The organism is Saccharothrix sp. ALI-22-I, assembly GCF_001984175.1.
Taxonomy (GTDB): Bacteria; Actinomycetota; Actinomycetes; order Mycobacteriales; family Pseudonocardiaceae; genus Actinosynnema.
In genome coordinates, this window is sequence record NZ_MTQP01000065.1 from 221,850 (window position 1) to 239,765 (window position 17,916).

The window sequence follows — 17,916 nt, forward strand, 5'->3', positions numbered from 1 at the left end:
CCCCTGTTCACCTATTCGCCGATGACCGGCGGGGCCACCATCGTGCCGTCGCCGAAGATGTCCTCGGTCTCCTGGAGGTAGGACGCGGCCTTGTGCTCCTTGTCCTCGTCCCCCTGACCACGAGCACCGCCGGCGCCCATACCCATACCCGCACCCATACCGGCCGCACCCGCACCACCACGACCACCGGCCGCGCCACCGGGCCCGAAACCGCCCGCGCCGCCACCGGGGCCGAAGCCACCACGACCCTCACCGTGCCCCATCGCACCGGCCGCGCCACCGGGTCCGAACCCACCGGCACCACCCATGCCAGGACCGCCCATACCGGGCATACCGGGCATCCGTCCGACCCCACTGGCACCGCCACCGCCGCCACCACCGCGACCCGTGCCGCCACCACCGCCGGCATTCGGCACGCCCGGCGTCACCGGGGGACGGTTGCGCGGGTTGTTGGGGTTGCGCGGATCGTTCAGGTTGCGCGGGTCGTACGGCAACCGCGGGTCGTAGGGCAACCCCCGCGGGTCGATCGGCATGCGCTGGTCCCTCGGGTCCGGCGGCCGGTACGGCACCTCGACCTGGGGTTTGTTGATGTCAGGCAGCACCGACGACTTCTTGGTCGTGCCGTCGTCGTTCGAGTTCGGCGGCGGGATCGTCGGCTCGACCCACGACTCGGTCGTGCGTGTGGTGCTGCTCGTCCTGGTCAGATCACCGCCGCCACCGGTCTTGTCGTCATCGTTCTCGTCACCGCCCTTGCCGCGGTCGGGCGGCGGGATGACGATTTTCTCTTGCTCGACGTTGCCGTCGACCTCGCCCGGCCCCTCGAACGTGGGCATGGCGCTGAGGGCGGTCTCGACCCGGGCGCCGTAGTTGTTGAACACCTGCACGTTGTGGTCGTTGACCTGGGAGTGCCGCTCGACCGCCTCGTCGTAGTCGGTGTCCCAGGGCATCACGTCGTTGTACCAAGGCTTGTCCGGCACGGTGACCGGTGGCATGACGTTGTTCGCCGCGTCCCGGAACGCCATGCTGATCTCCGCGCTCGACTGCCCGGCGGTGGTGGCGCTGGTGCCCGCGGTTTCCGACCAACTCGCCAAGGGCGTGGTCTTGGCCCGGGCCGCGTCACCCGCCGCGCCTTCCCAGGAAGCGCCGGAGTCGCGCACGGCCCGGTTGATCAGGTCACTGACCTCGACCTGGCCTTCGGCGATGCCGTGCCACGTCTGCTCACTGGCGTCGGTCGTCTGCGACGGTCCCTTGCTCTCCGCGAACCAGTTGTAGATCTTGTCGGCCCCGACGCCTACGCACATCAGCTGGGTTCCTTCAGCGGCCATGTCCTTACCCCTTCAGGTTTCCGACCACGGTCGCGGCGACCGCGCTCGACTCCGAGCACGGGGTGCTGTACGCGGGCGCGTTCCGGTCGTTCACCACGATCTGGACCAGGAAGGCCTCGCCCTTGGCCACGAGGACAGCGGTGGAGCACGCCCCGTGCTTGGCGTCGGTGATGTCGCCGTTCACCGCCGGGTAGCCCGCCACCTCGGTCGGCTCGAACACCGGGAACTGGGCGCGGTTGGCGTACATGTCGTCCAAGCCGTTGGCCTTCGACATGATCGTGACGCCGATGCTGGTGCCGCGTACCACGTCGTCGGGCTCCCACTGGCAGGTCGGGCCCGCCGGATCGGCCTCCTTGGCGCCCGGCTTGGTCACGCCGCGGGCGGCCAACTGGTCGGCCTTGAGCAGGTCGCACGGGCCGCTGACCTTGCCGAGGTCGAGTTCGGGTCCGGTGATCGCGGGCGCATTGCCGGTCGACGTCGGCTCCGATGCCTCGGTGGGCGTCCCCGAACCGCCCGTGGTCGTGGCAGGCCCGGGCGTGCCGCCGCTGACCGACGTGCAACCGACCAGCACCGTGAAGGACACGGCCGCCGCGACTGCCAGCACTGCTCGCCTCATCGACTACTTCCCTCCGCCGTTGAAGGCGTCAGCGGTTTCCTGGTCCTGGTTCCGGTAGGTGGCCAGGGAGGCTTCGATTTTCTCGATCGTCGTCGTCAGCGCCTCGTACGCCATGGTATTGGCCCAGCCGTAGCCGCCGACGTCGTTGCCCGCCGTCCGACGGATCGCCTCCACCACCTGTGCGCTGTACGGGTCTTTGGCTGACGACGGGACCATCATGAGCTGGAGCGCGCTCCGGTTCAGTTCCTGCAACCGGTTGCGGGCCTCGGCCAAGCCCTCGATCAGCTTCTGCGCCTGCTCCGGGTCCACGCTGAACTGCGTCTGGGTGGCGACCAGCTTCGGCGGGGGAGCACCCACCATGCCCTGTGCCACGTCGCCGACGACGTTCGTCACCGTGTCCGCGATGAACCCGATCCGCTTGGCGCCCCCGCCGCTCTCGGCGTCCAACATCGTCGTGCTCCCCTCACGCTGAACTGCCCGAAATGATGATGGCACAGGGTCTCGGCCCCGTTGGGGCTATGGCGACGGTTACTCCTGGTGGGGGATGGACGTCCGATTCGTTCAATACGGCGCGACCTCGGCGGGCATACCGTCGGTGGCATGATTGATGCAGCTCGTTCATTCCTCTGGCTCAACGCGCGCGTCCTCGAACAGCGGCGGTTCCTGTACCTCTTCGACGACGGGCCGGCCGAACCCGTGACGGCGGCGGTGCTGGCTTACCGGAACGACGACGGCGGGTTCGGGCATGCCTTGGAGCCTGACGGGCGTGGGCCGACGAGTCAGCCACTGCACACGTACACGGCGTTGTCCCTGTTCCACGAGGTGGGCGAGACGCGCTACACCGAGCAGGCGTGCGACTTCCTCGCCACGATCACCAACCCGGACGGTGGCGTGCCGAACTGCCTGACCACCGCACGAGATCACCCGAAAGCGCCGTGGTGGCAGGCGTCGGACGACAGCGACCTGTTGATGACGGCACTGCTGGCGAGCGTCCTGCACAAGATGGGCGTCCAGCACGACTGGCTGGACCGCGCCACGGAGTTCTGCTGGCAGCGCATCACCGACCTCGCCAAGTCTCACCCGTACGAGATCAACGCGTGCGTCCAGTTCCTCAGCCACGTGCCCGACCGGCCGAGGGCCGAACGGGAGGCCGAACGGCTCGGTGTGCTGGTGCGCGAGCAGGGATTGGTCGACCTCGGCGACGGCCAGGCGCCCGAGGGGTACGCGTCGGGGGAGACGCACAAGCCGCACAACTACGCGTCGACCCCGGACATCCTGGCCCGGCGCTGGTTCACCGACGACGAGATGAGCCGTGACCTCGACGAGTTGGCCGCCGGCCGGCAGGAGGACGGCGGCTGGACGCTCCCGTGGCCCGCCTGGACTCCCGTTACAACTTACGAGTGGCGGCCGGTGATCACTATCGAGTCACTGCTGACGCTGCGTGCCTACGGCCGGATCAGCTGACCCAGCGGCACGCCGGCCAGTTCGCGCACCTCGCGCGACAGGTGCGCCTGGTCCGCGTACCCGGTGCGGTGGGCGATGTCGGCGAACGGCTCGCCCGCCCACGCCAGCTTCACCGCCCGGTCGAACCGCAGCACCCGGTGCAGCACCTTGGGCCCGTAGCCGAACGCGGTGAGGCTGCGCCGGTGCAGCTGCCGGGTGCTGAGCCCCAACGACCAGGCCAATTCCCCCACGCTGGACGACGACACGGCCGACGCGATCGCACCCACCACGGGCTCCGGTGGTGTCTCCCGCAACCGCGTCACCGCGGCCGACGCCAGCACGGAACACGGGTTGTCGGCCGAGCCCAGGGCGTCCTCCAGACGTGACGACGGCCCCCACAGCTCCTCCAGCGGCACGCGCTGGTCGCGCAGTTCGACCGCGGGCACACCGAACGCCGAAGGCCCCACGCCGGGACCGAAACGCACGCCGAACAACGCCCCCGGCCGCACCGGCGTCACGTAGCCGACCGTGTCCGGCCCGGCGACGAACACCTCACCGGAAGAAGCCGAGTAGATGATGTCGGTGCACCCGTCCGGCACGATCCGCCCGACGGCGGCCGACGGCGTGTTCCGCTGCCACACGCAGGCCAGACCCGGGTACGGGCGTTCGACGTACACCCGAACGATGGTAGTGGCGGGCCGCGCAAGCCATGAGCGGCCCGCCACGGGCACTCACGTGCCGAACCGGATCCAGTTCACGCTCACGTACGGCGCGGGCTGGCCGCTGGTGAACGTGATGTAGACGTCGTGCGTGCCGGTGACCCCGGAGATGTTCGCGGGCACCGTCCGCCAGCTCTGCCAGCCGCCGGTGTCGGCGATGGCGAAGCTGCCGACGGGTGCCGCGGTCGGGCTGTCGAGCCGCACTTCGACCAGGCCGCTCACCCCGCCCGACGCGCCGGACGCGGCCCGTGCGACGAATTGCGTGGCGGTGCGGGAACCGAACCGGACACCGGAGAACCGCAACGAGTTGCCGTTGCGCAGTTGCGCCACCGCCTGACCGCCTTCGGCCGCCTCAACCGAACCACCCGACCGTGACGTGGCCTGTTCGGCCTGGATGTCGCTGAACGCGTCCCACCCGCTGCCGCCGGGCGGGTTCGTGGTCGTGGTGGTCGGGTTGGTGCCGCCACCGGCCGTCCACACCGCGACGTAGTCCACCACCAGCGAGTGACCCGGCACGGTCGCCGAGGTCGGCGTCGCGTGGCCCGCCACGCCGTCGGGGAACGCGCCGCCGACGGCCAGGTTCAGCAGCAGGAAGTAGCCCGAGTGGCCGGTCATGTTGTTCCACGTGGTCGCGTCGACCTGGTTCTGGGTGACGCTGTGGAACTGCTGCCCGTCCACGTACCAGCGGAACGCCTTGGGCGAGGAGCTGTCGTCCCACTCGAACCGGTAGGTGTGGAACGCCGACTGGCACGACGCGCCGGGGCACGTCCGGCTCGCGCCGAGGCCGTTGGTCTCGTTGCACGGCCCGCCGGGGTTCACGCCGCAGTGCAGCACGCCCCACACGGAGTTGATGCCGTTGACGTTCTCCATGACGTCGAACTCGCCGATACCGGGCCAGTTCCAGTAGTTGCCGCGGTACGGCGAGCCGAGCGCCCAGAACGCGGGCCAGTAGCCGAGCGCGGCCTGGCCGGTGACGTTCGGCATCTGGATGCGGCCCTCGATGGCGAGCTTGCCGCCCGCCGGCGGTTTGAAGTTCGCCCGCTGGGTCTCGATGCGGGCGGACGTCCAGGCGCCGGCGCCGTCGCGCAGCGCGGTGATGCGCAGGTTGCCCGAGCCGTCGAGTTTGATGTTGTTCGTGCTGTTGGTGTAGTTCTGGATCTCGCCGGTGCCCCAGTTGCCCGGACCGCCGGGGTAGGCGTGGCCGAGGTCGAAGATCCAGTTCGAGGACGACGGCAGCGTGTTCGCGGCGCCGTTGAAGTCGTCGCTCCACTGGAGTGTCCAGCCCGGCGGGGTGGGTGGCACCGAGGCGTCCGCCGACATGGTGGCGACGACGGCGAGCGGCACGGCGGTGATGAGGGCGGCGGCGGTCGCGAGGACCCGTCGTCGTCGGCTCCGGCTGAACTCCATGAGCGGTGACCTCCTTGTCACTGTCCCTGCGTTCGGCACGACAACAAATTGCCTTCCACACTCATGAGAGCGCTCTCACAACGATCGTTCAAGCGACCGAACGGCCCAAACCCGCTACTTCGCGTCGGCGTAGCTGTCCACCGGCACGGCCTTGAGCGGAAAGCGGACCGGCGTCGCGCCGAACACCAGCCGTGACGCCTCCTCGCCGGCCGCCGTCACCTCCGCGCACACCACCTCGGCCAGCTCCTCCGGGCAGTGCACCAAGACTTCGTCGTGTTGGAAGAACACGAGATGGGACCCGCGTGCCGACTGGTGCAGCCGCCGCCGCAACGCGCCCAGCAACGCCGCCGTCCAGTCCGCCGCACTGGCCTGCACCACGAAGTTGCGGGTGAACCGGCCCCAGTCCCGCGCCGCCCGCCGCGACCGGCGCAACGCGTCCTCGCCGACGTCGGTGTCACCGGTTGCCGCGCGCCACGCCTCCGACGGCGGCGGACTGGTCCGGCCCAGCCGGGAGCGGACCATCCGGCCCTGCTCGCCCGCCAGCGCGGCAGCCTCCACGTACCCGACGGCTTCGGGGAACCGCCGGCGCAGCACCGCCATCGCCGGACCCGCCTCACCGCCCGTGCCGCCGTACATCGCGGACAGCATGGCGAGCTTCGCCCGGCCCCGGTCGCCGTCGAACGCCTCCCCGGCCAGCGCCGTGTACAGGTCGTCGTCCCCGGTGACCTCGGTGAACCGGCTGTCGTTCGACAACGCCGCCAGCACCCGCGGCTCCAGCTGCGCCGCGTCCGCCGCCACCAGCTTCCACCCCGGATCGGCCCGCACCGCCGTGCGCAGCGTGCGCGGGACCTGCAACGCCGCACCGCCCCGCGTCGCCCATCGCCCGGACACCACGCCGCCCACCACGTAGTCCGGTCGGAACCGGCCGTCCGCCACCCAGGAGTCCAGCCACGACCAGCCGTGCGCCACCCACAACCGGGCCAGTTCCTTGTACTCCAGCAACGGCTCCACCGCCGGGTGGTCCACCTCCTTGAGCACCCGGGCGCGGGCCGACGGGATGTCGATGCCCTCCCGGGCGAACGCGCGCACGATGCCCGGCGGGTGGTCGGGGTTGATCGGCTTGCCGCCGAACGCCGCCGTGATCCGGTCCGCCAACTCCGCCAGCCGGATCGGCCGCACCCCGTTCGCCGGACGTGGGCCGAGCGTGTCCACCAGCAGCTTCTCGTGCACGTCCACCCGCCACGGCAGACCGAAGTGCGTCATCTCGGCGGCGGCCAACGCGCTGGCCGACTCGGCCGCGAACAGCAACCGCAACCGGTCGGCGTGCCCGAGCGTGGCGACCAGCCGCTGCTGCTCGCCGTGCACCGCGATCACCGCGTCCAACGGGTCGGCGTCACCGGGCAGCCGTTCCTGCTCGGGCTCGAACAGGGTCGGCTGGGTGTCGCGCTTGCGCGGCCCTTGGTCGTCGGGCACCGGCAACCCGCGCAGCCGCGCGATCGCCGCACCCAGCCCGCGCGGCTCGCTGTGCCGACCCTGGTAGGCCAACAACAAGTACTCGGCGTGCGCCAGGTCCTGACACCGCTCCACGCGGACCCCGTGCGCCAACAGGTCGGGGTAGACCTCGTTCGTCTCGGCCCACACCCACCGGGGTCTGTGTCGAACCTCCAAATCGGACACGGCGGCCGCCAGGTCCGACGTCTCCACCACAGGTCCTTCGGGCACCCCGGCGTCGGAGAGCACGCGCAACCGACCCGCGTTCTCCGCGTGCGACACCAGGGCGACGAGCATGCCTCTGATTGTGCAAGGCAGGTCCGACAATTCCGGGCCGACGGCTCAGATGAGGCAGTCGCCGGGTTCCACGAAGGGCACCAGGGGTGGCAGGGGGCCGGCCGCGACGGAGCACAGGCCGTCGACGACGAGCGCGACGTAACGCCGCCAGCCCTCGCCCCCGGGGTTCATGGTCCACAGCACGCCGACGAGCATCCCCAAGACCCGGTGCATGTCCTCGGGGGTGAGATCGGCACGGATGACACCGGCCTCCTGCCCCCGGCGGGTGAGCAGGCTCAGCGAGTCGATCAGCGGGGCGCTGACTTCCGCGGTGATGGTGCCGGAGTTGTTCGCGGCGGCGAGGATGTTGCGCTCGCGGTCCGCCATGGACAGCGCGGCCTCGAACAGGGTGACCAGGCCGCGTTTCGGGTCGTCGTCGCCCAGCGCCTGCCCGATGGCGGGGGCCAGCTGCTCGGCGATGCCGTGTTCGAGGGCCGCCCGGACGAGTTCTTCCTTGTTGGGGAAGCGGCGGTAGAGCGTTCTGATGCCCACGCCGGCGCGGCGGGCGATCTCTTCGAGCGGCGCGTCCGGGCCCAGGTCGGCGTAGACCTCGCGCGCGGCGCCCAGGATGCGCTCCGCGTTGCGCGCGGCGTCGGCGCGGAGGTGCCGCTCGGTCCCGGTGGCCACCACGACATCCTAGCAACCGGCAGTCGACTGTCACTTGTGCTAATCTCGCCCCAAATGGCAGTTAACTGCCACTTGTGCTGACCAACCTTCCAGAGAGGACATCGAGGGCGATGACGCAGGACTTCCGGGGCAAGACGGTGGTGATCACCGGTGCCAGCGCCGGGATCGGCGCGGCTGCGGCACGCCGTTTCGGTGAGCTGGGCGCCACCGTGGCGGTGGTGGGCCGGTCACCGGAGAAGACGGCGGCGGTCGCGGCGGCGGTCGGGGGCCGGGCGCACCTGGTGGACTACGGATCGCTGGACGACGTGCGCAGGCTCGCCACAGATCTGCTGGACACCTACGACCGGATCGACGTCCTGGCCAACAACGCCGGCGCCATCTTCACCAGTCGCAAGACCAGCGCCGACGGCCACGAGATGACCTTCCAGGTCAACCACCTGGCGCCGTTCCTGCTGACCAACCTGCTCCTGGACCGGCTGGCCGCGTCCCCGGACGGGGCACGGGTGATCAACACGGGCAGCATGCGGTACCGCAAGGCGCACCTCGACCCGGACGACCTGGACAGCACTCGGGACGGCTACCGCGGCATGCGGGTGTACGGGGCTTCCAAGCTGGCCACGATCCTGTTCACCAGCGAACTCGCCCGGCGGACGCAGGGCACCGACGTCACCGCCTCGACCTTCCACCCCGGATCCGTCGCCACCGACGTCATGCGCGACAACGCGGTGCTGGGAACGATCATGAAGTCCCGACTGCTGGGCAAGGCCGCCAAGGCCATGATCCTCAGCCCCGAGCAGGGCGCCGAACCACTGCTGCACCTGGCCACCACCCCCGGTCCGGACACCGTGAACGGCGCCTACTTCCACCGCCTCACCCGCGAGGAGCCCAAGAACGAGCAGGCCCGCGACCAGGCCCTGGCCCGCGCGCTGTGGGAGCGGTCGGCGGAACTGACCGGCCTGCCGGTGAGCTCTCCGCGGCAGCAGGACGAGTCCTCCGGAGCGCCGAAGGCCTGAACGTGACGAGGGGCTCGCACCCGGTCGCCTGATCGTGGCGCGGGGATACGGGCACTATGTGCCGGGTGGACCGCGTCCCTACGCCCGGTGAGCTGCTCGACCCGCGGCGCGAGGTGGTGCCGTTCCAGGGGCGTGCGGACGAACTCGACGCTCTCGCGCGGTGGCGGGACGGCGAGGAGCCGCGGTCGGTGCTCCTCCTGCACGGCCCGGCGGGCGTCGGCAAGACCAGATTGGCCCGGCACTTCGCCGGCACCTCCGCCGTCCGGGTGGTGGACGACGCGGATCTGATGCCCTGGCGGAACCTGCACCAACTGCTCCAGGAAGCGACCGACCGCGTCCTCCTGGTCGCCCGCACCGCCGGGTGGTGGTGGTCGTCGGTACGCCAACGCGCGGGCGACAGCGGTTACCGCAACGCCGAGCTGGTCGTGGGCCCGGACCGCCACGGGCCTTCCTTCGCCACGGCCTGCGCCGCCTTCGCCGACGCCCTCGGCCGTCCGCTCCCCACTACGCCCGCGCCGGACGCGGCCTCACGCTTCGCAGAGGTCCCCGCCGAAGGGGACCCCTGCTTTGATCTTGCCGGCTGGGACCGACAATTCGGGTCGGCCGAGGGCGGGCCTGTGGACAACTACGGGCCTGTGGACAACTGCCACGACGTGCACCTGGCCGCACTCGCCGCCGTGTGCGGATCACCGGCCGACGACCCGGCCGACCTGGTGCGGTGGCTGGTCAGCGTCGACCCGAACCCGCCCACCAGCAGGCTCGCCGAGGACTTCCTCGCCGTCACGTTGCTGGACGACCGGATCGCACCCGACCGCACCCCGCACGCGTTGGAGACCCTGCTCCGCGCCGCCGACCGCTGGCCACACGTCCGCCGCCGCGCCGAGGAGCTGTTCACCGCCCACCCGCACCTGGCCGCCACCGCCACCGCCGCCACCCTGAGGGCGCTCACCTCACCCGCGTCGGTCCGAGCCGTCGCACGGCGCGTCTTCGACGACCCCCGCTTCCACCGCGACCCGCTGCCCGCCATGCTCACCCGAGTCCTCCTGCACGACCGCGCCCACCTCCGAGACCAGGCCGGCACCGCGTCCACGCTTGAACTGGCCGAACTGCACGGTGCGCTCAGCGCCCGCGCCGCCCTGGCCGCGCTCCGGGAGGAAGCGCTCGAAGCCGCACGCCACGAGGTCGCCCTCTACCGGCAACTGGCCGAGGACGACCCGGCCGAGCACTCCCCGGCACTCGCGGACGCGTTGACGGACCTGGGGTTGCGGCTCATCGCGCTCGGCCGCACCGAGGAAGCCGTGGCCGTGTCGGAGGAAGCCGTGGCGCTGTGCCGGGTGGTCGCCGCCGAAGACGACGACTGGACGCCCCAGCTGGCCGGCGCACTGGACCGGCTCAGCCTCCGTTACGCCGCACTGGGCCGCCGCGACGAGGCGTCGGCCGCGATCGCCGAGGCGTGCGTGCTCTACCGGGAGTCGGCCGCGCGCAACCCGGCGTTGTTCGGGCGTGACCTGGCCCGCGCGACCCACCACCAGTTCCTGGTCAGCCTGTGGTGACCAGCGACCGCAGGAAGAACGCCACGTTCGCCGGTCGCTCGGCCAGCCGCCGCATGAAGTAGCCGTACCACTCGTCGCCGTAGGGCACGTACACGCGCATGCGGTTGCCCGCGGCGGCGATGCGGCGCTGCTCGTCCGCCCGGATGCCGTACAGCATCTGGAACTCGTAGCTGTCCGGCCGCCGGTCCCGCGCCAACTCCGAAGCGATGGCGATCATCCGGGGGTCGTGCGAGGCGACCATCGGGTAGCCCGCGCCCGCCATCAGGACCTTCAGGCACCGCACGTACGACAGGTCGACGTCCACCTTGTCCTGGAACGCCACCGCCGCGGGCTCCTGGTACGCGCCCTTGCACAGCCGCACCCGGGACCCGGCGTGCGCCAGGTCCCGGCAGTCCTGCTCGGTCCGCTTCAGGTACGCCTGGAGCGCCACCCCCACCCACGGGAAGTCCGACCGCAGCTCGCGCAGGATGCCGAGCGTCGAGTCCGTGGTGGTGTGGTCCTCCATGTCGAGGGTGACCGTGGTGCCGGCCGCACCCGCCGCCGCGCAGATCCGGCGGGCGTTCTCCAACGCGGTCTTCTCGCCGTCCACCGGCAGGAACTGGCCCACCGCGGACAGCTTCACCGACACCTCGGCCCGCCCGCTGTGCCCGGCGAGTTCGAGCCGGCGCAGCAGGTCCAGGTACGCCTCGACGGTGGCCGTGGCCTGCGCCGCGTCCCGGGTGTCCTCGCCGAGGCGGTCCAGCGTGACGTACCGGCCGTCGGCCAGCACCTCGCCGGTGGTGGCGACGGCCGCGTCCACGTCGTCGCCGGAGATGAAGCGCTTGACGACCGGCCGGGTCAGCGGCGTGCGTTCGACCAGCCCGCGGATCGCCCCGGATCGCGAGGCGGCGAGCAACGTGGAGCGCAGCATGATCACCCCTGGTGCGGGTAGCGGTAGGAGGTCGGAGCCGCGAAGGTCTCCTTGATCGAACGCGGGCTCACCCAGCGCAGCAGGTTGTGCACGGAGCCCGCCTTGTCGTTCGTGCCCGACGCCCGCCCGCCGCCGAACGGCTGCTGGCCGACGACCGCGCCGGTCGGCTTGTCGTTGACGTAGAAGTTGCCCGCGGCGAACCGCAGCTCGTTCTGCGCGTGCGCGACGGCGGCCCGGTCCTGGGCGATGATCGCGCCGGTCAGGGCGTACGGCGCGGCGCTCTCCATCTGCCGCAGCACGGTGTCGTAGTCGGCGTCGTCGAACACGTGCACCGCCAGCACCGGCCCGAAGTACTCGGTGGTGAACACCTCGTGCTCCGGGTTGGTGCCCAGCAGCACGGTCGGCCGCACGAAGAAGCCCTCCGAGTCGTCCGCCGTGCCGCCCACGACGACCTCCAGCTGATCGTCACCGTGAGCGGCCTGGAGCACGCCGTTCAGCTTGTCGAACGACCGCCGGTCGATGACCGCGCCGAGGAAGTTCGAGAAGTCCGTGACGTCGCCCATGGTCAACGACTCGACGTCGGCCAGGAACTCGTCCTTCATCCGGTTCCACACCGAACGCGGGACGTACGCGCGGGACGCCGCCGAGCACTTCTGCCCCTGGTACTCGAACGCGCCCCGGATCAGCGCCGTGCGCAGCACGTCCACGTCCGCCGACGGGTGCGCGAGCACGAAGTCCTTGCCGCCGGTCTCGCCGACGATCCGCGGGTACGAGCGGTAGTTCGCGATGTTCGCGCCCACCTGGCCCCACAGGTGCTGGAACGTGCGGGTCGAGCCGGTGAAGTGGATGCCCGCCAGGTCGGGATCGGCCAGCGCGACCTCGGACACCGCCAGGCCGTCACCGGGCAGCAGGTTGATCACGCCGGGCGGCAGGCCCGCCTCTTCGAGCAGCCGCATGGTCAGGTGCGCGGCGAAGCTCTGCGTCGGCGACGGCTTCCACAGCACCACGTTGCCCATCAGGGCGGGCGCGGTGGGCAGGTTGCCGGCGATGGCGGTGAAGTTGAACGGGGTGATCGCGTAGACGAAGCCCTCCAGCGGGCGGTGGTCCGTGCGGTTCCACACGCCGGGGGAGGACTGCGGCTGCTCGGCGATCAGCTGCCGGCCGAAGGAGACGTTGAAGCGCCAGAAGTCGATCAGCTCGCAGGCGGCGTCGATCTCGGCCTGGATCGCGGTCTTGGACTGGCCGAGCATGGTGGCCGCGTTGAGCGTGGCCCGCCACTTGCCCGCGAGCAGTTCGGCGGCGCGCAGCAGGATCGCGGCGCGGTCGTCGTAGGACATGGCGCGCCACGCCGGCGCGGCCTCCCGCGCGGCGGCGATGGCGTCCCGGGTGTCCTGCTGCGTGGCGCCGTGCAGGGTGCCGAGGACGGCACGGTGGTTGTGCGGCTGCACGACGTCGAAGCGCTCGCCACCGCCGACCCGCTGCTCCCCGCCGATGGTGAGGGTCAGTTCGGTGGGCTCCTTGGCCAGTTCGGCCAGCTTCGCCTGCAACTGCGCGCGTTCCGGGGTGCCGGGGGCGTAGCTCAGGACGGGCTCGTTCACCGGTGCGGGGACCGTGGTCACGGCATCCACAAGCAGCTCCTTACGCCACAGGGTTGGTGTACCAACGGTAGGACTTCCGACCAAGCGCTCCGTTGTCCAGACGTCTAGGCTTGGCCATCCTCCGTTGTACGAATGGACAACAAGTGAGTCTGCGGCAGGTTCTGATCGCGCTCGGCGATCCGCTGGTCGAAGTGCAGGTCGCGCCGCACGGGCTGGAGGCCGACGTCCTCGACGTCGTCATCCTCGACCCCGACGACACGCCCGACGTCCGCCCCGGCGATCTCGCGTTGATCATCGGTGCGCGCGGTCGGGCGGCGTTGCCGCTGGTCAGGGCCGCTGGAGCCGGGGGAGCGGTGGCGGTGGCGGTCAAAGTGCCGGTGCCCGTGCTGAGGCAGGCGGCGGCGGACGCGGGCGTGGCGCTGCTCGCCGTGCGGCCCGAGGTCCGGTGGGAACACCTCGAAGCGCTGGCCAAGGGCGTCGTGCACAACGCCCGCGTCACGGCCGACGCGGGCGCGGGCGAAGTCCTCGGTGACCTGTTCGGCCTTGCCCAGACCATCGCCTCGCTGACCGGCGGCATCGTCAGCATCGAGGACACCGCCAGTCGCGTGCTGGCCTACTCCCGCTCCATCGACGAGGTGGACGAACTCCGCCGCCTGTCCATCCTGGGCCGCCAAGGACCCGAGCCGTACCTGAAGATGCTTCGCGAGTGGGGCGTCTACCAGCGCCTGCGGTCCGGTGAAGAGGTCGTCCGCATCGACGAACGCCCCGAGCTGGGCATCCGCCGCCGCATCGCGGTCGGCATCCACGCCGGCACGCAGCCACTCGGCACGATCTGGGTCCAGGAAGGCGCCACACCCCTCACCGAGCAGGCCGAACGCGCCCTGCTCGGCGCGGCCCGCGTCACCGCCCTGCACCTGGTCCAGCAGCGTGAACCCGCCGCCGCCTTCCGGGAGAACCTGCTCGCGTCCCTGCTCGACGGCCGGATGGACGCCGAGGCGATCGCCGAGCAGATCGGCGCCGACCCGGAGAAACCGGCCGCCGTCGTGGTCTTCGCCCTGCGCGGCCAGGAGCACGCCGACCGCACCCAGCACGAGCTGCGCCGGGCCGAGATGACCAGCCTCATCTCCGTGCACGCCGCCGCGTACCGGCGCAGCGCCCTGGTCAGCCAGCAGAGCGGCCGCACGTACGCGTTGCTGACCGACCTGCCGCCCACGGCGCCGCTGATCACCCTCACCAAGGAGATCGTGGCCGCCGCCCGCAAGCACATGGGCCTGCGCGTGCAGGGCGCGATCGGCTCCACGGTGTCCACAGTGGACGAAGTGATGATCTCCCGGGACGAGGCCGACCGGGTCCTCGACGCCATGTCCCGCGACCTCGACGCCGACGTGGCGACCCTTGAAGACGTCCGGTCCCGGGTCTTGATCAGCGAAACGCTCGCCCTGCTCGCCGAACACCCGCGGATCCGCGATCCGAGGCTGGCCAAGCTCGATGGGGAACTGGCCCGTTCACTTTTGGCCTACCTGGACGAATTCGGTGACGTAAAACGCGCAGCCGCCAAGCTGCACGTTCACCCGAATACCCTCCGGTACCGGGTCCGACGTGCGGCGGAGGTCGGCGGATTCGATCTGGACGACCCGCTGCTCCGGTTGTTCGCCCAGTTGCAACTCAGGCTGGGATGAGCCGGCGGCCAAACGGGCCGTACCCTCCGGGAGTGAGCACCCAAGCCCGCGGCAGCGACTTCGCTGAATTGTCCAGGTTGGTCAAGCAGCAAGGTCTGCTGGACCGGCGCATCGGTTTCTACATCACGTTCCTCGTCGGCTTGATCGCCGCCTTGGGACTGACCGGGGTCGCATTGGTGTTGATCGGCGACTCGTGGTGGCAGCTGGCGGTCGCCGTCGTGCTCGCCATCGTCTACACCCAGATCGCGTTCTTCGGCCACGACGCGGGCCACCGGCAGGTGTTCTCCAACGGCCGGGCCAACCACACCACCGGCCTGCTGCTGGGCAACCTCCTCGTGGGCGTCGGCTTCGGCTGGTGGATGGGCAAGCACAGCAAGCACCACGCCAACCCCAACCACGAGGACGAGGACCCGGACGTCGACATCTCGGTCCTCGCGTTCAGCGCCGAGCAGGCCGCCCGCAAGCGCGGCTTCTTCCGGCTCATCGTCAAGCACCAGGCGTGGCTGTTCTTCCCGCTGCTGCTGCTCGAAGGCTTCAGCCTGCACATCATCAGCACGGCCGCCGCGGTGCGCCGCGAGGTCAAGAACTGGCGACTGGAGCTGGCGCTGCTGGCGACGCACGTCGTCGTCTACCTGACCACGGTGTTCCTGGTGATGTCCCCGGTGAAGGCGCTGGTCTTCATCGCCGTCCACCAGGGACTGTTCGGCGTCTACATGGGCATCTCGTTCGCGCCCAACCACAAGGGCATGCCGGTGCTCCAGGCCGGCCACCAGCTCGACTTCCTCCGCAAGCAGGTGCTGACCTCGCGCAACGTCAGCGGCAACTGGTTCACCGACTTCCTGCTCGGCGGCCTGAACTACCAGATCGAGCACCACCTGTTCCCGAGCATGCCGCGACCGCACCTGCGCCGCGCGCAGGCGCTGGTCCGCGACTTCTGCCACCGCCACTCGGTGTCCTACGCCGAGTGCGGCCTGTTCACGTCCTACGGGCACGTGCTGAAGTACCTGCACGAGGCGGGAGCTGAACTGCGCGGTACAGGAAAGCTCGCTCCAGCAGGGTCCAGGTAGTCGTCGTCACCAGGTAGACCCCGGCCGCCAACGGCAACACGGCGGCGATGAACACGGTGCCGAACGGCAGGAGCCGCAGCAGCCTCGCGAAGGGCGGCTGCGGCCCTCCGTTTTTCAGGGCAACCGCCGCCTGCCACCGGGAGGTCGCGAAAGCGACCCCGGTGAGCACGGCGAACAGGGCGAGGAACACCGGCGTGTGCGCCCACACCCCGAACCAGTGCGTGCCCAGCGGGACGCCCAGCAGCGTGCCGTCCAGCAGCGGGTTCGGCGTCGTGACCAGCCGGTACATCACCATGAAGAACGGCACCTGGACCAACGCGGGCAGACAGCCCGCGAGCATCGAGGTGCCGTTGGACCGGTACAGCTCCAGCGTCTTCTCCTGGAGCTTGATCTTGTCCTTGCCGTACTTCTCGGTCAGTTTGCGGACCTCGGGCGCCAACGCGGCGCGTGCTTTCTCACCGCGCACGGCGGCGCGGCTGAGCGGGTGCATGAGCAGCCGGACGACGACGGTGAAGGCGACGATGGCCAGGGCAGGCGTGGCGAACCCGGCCAGGGCTGAGCCCAGGGCGTGGAACAAGGGGAGAACTCCGTCCTCGGAACAAGCGGAACTTCGGGCCTCAGGAGCTGAGGCCGAGTCCCGGTGCTCGAGGACGGGGACGACCCGCCGCGTCGGGATCGCGCAGCCGCAGGAACGCGGCGCGCAGTGACTTCTCGCGGATCGACAACGACCGCACCCACGCGGGCGCGGCCTGCACCACCGGCGTGGCGGTGAGCAGCAGCACGACCAGCGCCACCGCCGTCACGGCGGCCAGCACCTCGGTCGGTGTGTTCAGCAGGGTGAGGGCGTAGAGAGCGGGCAGGTACAGCGCCAACAACAACCGCAGCCTGGCCATGCCCCCACCTCCCTGATCACACTCTACCCACGAGCGCGGGGCGTGCGGGGTGGTCGTACCGCACCGTCACGTCGGCCTGCGGCTCGTAGGAGGCGTACGCGGGCAACGTCCACCGCCAGTCGTCCGGCATCTGCCGCTCCAACGCACCCGACGACAGCCACAGGTGCACGGTCAGCTCCGCGGGCAGCCACTTGTCCAGCAGCATCGTGCCGTCGAGCAGAAGCACCCCACCCGCGCCGAGCGTGACGTAGTCGGCCCGGTGCGCCCGGTCCGTCTCCGCGTTCCACAGCGCCGGCAACACCCGCCCCGACCCACCGGGATCGAGCGGTTCCAGCACCTCGCGGATCAACCCGCCGACGTCCAACCACGAGTCGCGGAACGAGTCAGGGTCCTCGTGGCCGTACTCCAGCCGCACGGACGCCGGCCGCAGGAAGTCCTTCGATGAGACCCGCAACACCGGACGTCCCAGCGCACGCAGCGGCTCCACCAGGGCGTCCGCCAGCTCACCCGGCCTGGTCGGCAGGGCACCGTCGATCAACACCCGCGCCCAAGTGGAACGCGTCAACGCGTCGATCCGCCCGACCAACTCGTCCACGAGGGTCTGCGGCGAGAGCGGAACGACCTTCATAGGACCGGGTAGTCCTGCCAGCCGTCGGGCAGCACCGGCACCGGCCAGTCCGGGTCCGGCTCCCACAACCCCCACTTCGGATCCCACCACGTGGTCCCGGCGGTCAGCATCGCCTCGAGCTCCTTGCCGGTGGCGCGGATCGACTCGGCCTGCTCGGCGGTGTACTTGCCCTCCGCGACCTGCTCCTCGAACTCGTCGCGGTCCAGTTCCTCCCAGTCGCCCTCGACCGGCACCCAGAAGTCCAGCGCGTGGTCGAGGGTGTCGAAGCCGAGGGGCGTGCGGCGGAACGGGTCCTGGAGGTTGAGGTACCAGCCCGCGAACCGGCGTTCGGCGCCCTGCCAGTACAGGTCCACCGAGTACGCGTCACCGGGCCGGTGCAGCTGGAGCTTGCCGGTACCGCGCCAGTGCGTCCGGCCGAGGGTCTGCCAGTGGTGCGGCCAGTGGTGCGGTGGGAACCCGAAGGCCACGTCCGGCGCGGTGAACACCACGAGCAGGTCCGGCTCGTCCAGCACCACCCTGGTCGGCGTCACGGCCCACGGCTTGCCGTGCAACACCTCGCGCCGCAACGCCACGTCCCCTGGCTGGAAGTGCCCCATGCGGACCAGCCTAAA

At 70.7% G+C, this 17,916-nt stretch carries 18 protein-coding genes; 5 read left to right on the forward strand and 13 right to left on the reverse strand.

What is annotated here, in order from left to right:
- Nucleotides 1-11: 11 nt before the first annotated feature.
- Genes ALI22I_RS27835 through ALI22I_RS27845 form a run of 3 tightly spaced genes read right to left on the reverse strand, consistent with a single transcriptional unit; the run spans nt 12 to nt 2,391 of the window.
- Complete coding sequence (locus tag ALI22I_RS27835) at nt 12-1,325, reverse strand: PPE domain-containing protein (protein WP_143532461.1); 1,314 nt, start codon at nt 1,323-1,325, stop codon at nt 12-14.
- A gap of 4 nt (nt 1,326-1,329) precedes the next feature.
- Nucleotides 1,330-1,941 (reverse strand): DUF3558 domain-containing protein, encoded by a 612-nt coding sequence (locus tag ALI22I_RS27840; RefSeq protein WP_083752058.1) that lies wholly within the window; start codon nt 1,939-1,941, stop codon nt 1,330-1,332.
- A 3-nt stretch (nt 1,942-1,944) separates the two neighbouring features.
- The gene (locus ALI22I_RS27845) at nt 1,945-2,391 is read right to left on the reverse strand and encodes a hypothetical protein (protein ID WP_077008498.1); all 447 of its coding nucleotides are present in this window, start codon (nt 2,389-2,391) and stop codon (nt 1,945-1,947) included.
- A 150-nt stretch (nt 2,392-2,541) separates the two neighbouring features.
- Here ALI22I_RS27845 and ALI22I_RS27850 point away from each other — a divergent pair, with 150 nt between their 5' ends.
- Entirely contained in the window at nt 2,542-3,405 is an 864-nt protein-coding gene (locus ALI22I_RS27850; RefSeq protein ID WP_077008499.1) for a hypothetical protein, read from the forward strand.
- On the opposite strand, the gene ALI22I_RS27855 is transcribed toward ALI22I_RS27850, so the two are convergent.
- From ALI22I_RS27855 to ALI22I_RS27870, 4 genes are all read right to left on the reverse strand, one after another.
- Nucleotides 3,387-4,061 carry a helix-turn-helix domain-containing protein gene (locus tag ALI22I_RS27855; protein ID WP_238598604.1) on the reverse strand — a complete coding sequence of 225 codons (675 nt, stop codon included), beginning with the start codon at nt 4,059-4,061 and terminating at the stop codon, nt 3,387-3,389. The two genes, ALI22I_RS27850 and ALI22I_RS27855, sit on opposite strands and share 19 nt — an antisense overlap.
- Before the next feature lie 54 nt (nt 4,062-4,115).
- The gene (locus ALI22I_RS27860; protein WP_077008500.1) at nt 4,116-5,510 is read right to left on the reverse strand and encodes a carbohydrate-binding protein; all 1,395 of its coding nucleotides are present in this window, start codon (nt 5,508-5,510) and stop codon (nt 4,116-4,118) included.
- 114 nt (nt 5,511-5,624) lie between these two features.
- Entirely contained in the window at nt 5,625-7,298 is a 1,674-nt protein-coding gene (locus ALI22I_RS27865) for a bifunctional 3'-5' exonuclease/DNA polymerase (RefSeq protein ID WP_077008501.1), read from the reverse strand.
- A gap of 45 nt (nt 7,299-7,343) precedes the next feature.
- A complete protein-coding gene (locus tag ALI22I_RS27870) occupies nt 7,344-7,964 on the reverse strand; it encodes a TetR/AcrR family transcriptional regulator (RefSeq protein ID WP_077008669.1) in 621 nt (206 codons plus the stop codon).
- Nucleotides 7,965-8,074: 110 nt separating this feature from the next.
- On the opposite strand from ALI22I_RS27870, the gene ALI22I_RS27875 reads away from it, so the two are divergent.
- Complete coding sequence (locus ALI22I_RS27875) at nt 8,075-8,977, forward strand: SDR family NAD(P)-dependent oxidoreductase (protein WP_077008502.1); 903 nt, start codon at nt 8,075-8,077, stop codon at nt 8,975-8,977.
- Nucleotides 8,978-9,042: 65 nt separating this feature from the next.
- Nucleotides 9,043-10,530: a hypothetical protein gene (locus tag ALI22I_RS27880; protein WP_077008503.1), complete on the forward strand. Its 1,488-nt coding sequence runs from the start codon at nt 9,043-9,045 to the stop codon at nt 10,528-10,530.
- Here ALI22I_RS27880 and ALI22I_RS27885 read toward each other — a convergent pair.
- The gene (locus tag ALI22I_RS27885) at nt 10,517-11,440 is read right to left on the reverse strand and encodes a proline dehydrogenase family protein (RefSeq protein WP_077008670.1); all 924 of its coding nucleotides are present in this window, start codon (nt 11,438-11,440) and stop codon (nt 10,517-10,519) included. The two genes, ALI22I_RS27880 and ALI22I_RS27885, sit on opposite strands and share 14 nt — an antisense overlap.
- Nucleotides 11,441-11,442: 2 nt before the next feature.
- Nucleotides 11,443-13,068 (reverse strand): L-glutamate gamma-semialdehyde dehydrogenase, encoded by a 1,626-nt coding sequence (gene pruA / locus ALI22I_RS27890; protein ID WP_077008504.1) that lies wholly within the window; start codon nt 13,066-13,068, stop codon nt 11,443-11,445.
- Between the two features lie 113 nt (nt 13,069-13,181).
- On the opposite strand from pruA, the gene ALI22I_RS27895 reads away from it, so the two are divergent.
- Nucleotides 13,182-14,717, forward strand: a complete 1,536-nt coding sequence (locus ALI22I_RS27895; RefSeq protein WP_077008505.1) for a PucR family transcriptional regulator — start codon at nt 13,182-13,184, stop codon at nt 14,715-14,717.
- 32 nt (nt 14,718-14,749) lie between these two features.
- Nucleotides 14,750-15,784 (forward strand): fatty acid desaturase family protein, encoded by a 1,035-nt coding sequence (locus ALI22I_RS27900; RefSeq protein WP_238598605.1) that lies wholly within the window; start codon nt 14,750-14,752, stop codon nt 15,782-15,784.
- Here ALI22I_RS27900 and ALI22I_RS27905 read toward each other — a convergent pair.
- Genes ALI22I_RS27905 through ALI22I_RS27920 form a run of 4 tightly spaced genes read right to left on the reverse strand, consistent with a single transcriptional unit; the run spans nt 15,693 to nt 17,901 of the window.
- Nucleotides 15,693-16,361: a YidC/Oxa1 family membrane protein insertase gene (locus ALI22I_RS27905; RefSeq protein ID WP_077008507.1), complete on the reverse strand. Its 669-nt coding sequence runs from the start codon at nt 16,359-16,361 to the stop codon at nt 15,693-15,695. The genes ALI22I_RS27900 and ALI22I_RS27905 overlap by 92 nt on opposite strands.
- Before the next feature lie 40 nt (nt 16,362-16,401).
- Entirely contained in the window at nt 16,402-16,677 is a 276-nt protein-coding gene (locus tag ALI22I_RS27910; RefSeq protein ID WP_077008508.1) for a DUF6412 domain-containing protein, read from the reverse strand.
- Nucleotides 16,678-16,693: 16 nt separating this feature from the next.
- Complete coding sequence (locus ALI22I_RS27915) at nt 16,694-17,305, reverse strand: uridine kinase (RefSeq protein WP_077008509.1); 612 nt, start codon at nt 17,303-17,305, stop codon at nt 16,694-16,696.
- Entirely contained in the window at nt 17,302-17,901 is a 600-nt protein-coding gene (locus tag ALI22I_RS27920; protein ID WP_077008510.1) for a DUF402 domain-containing protein, read from the reverse strand. Before ALI22I_RS27920 ends, ALI22I_RS27915 begins: the two co-directional genes overlap by 4 nt.
- Nucleotides 17,902-17,916: the final 15 nt, after the last annotated feature.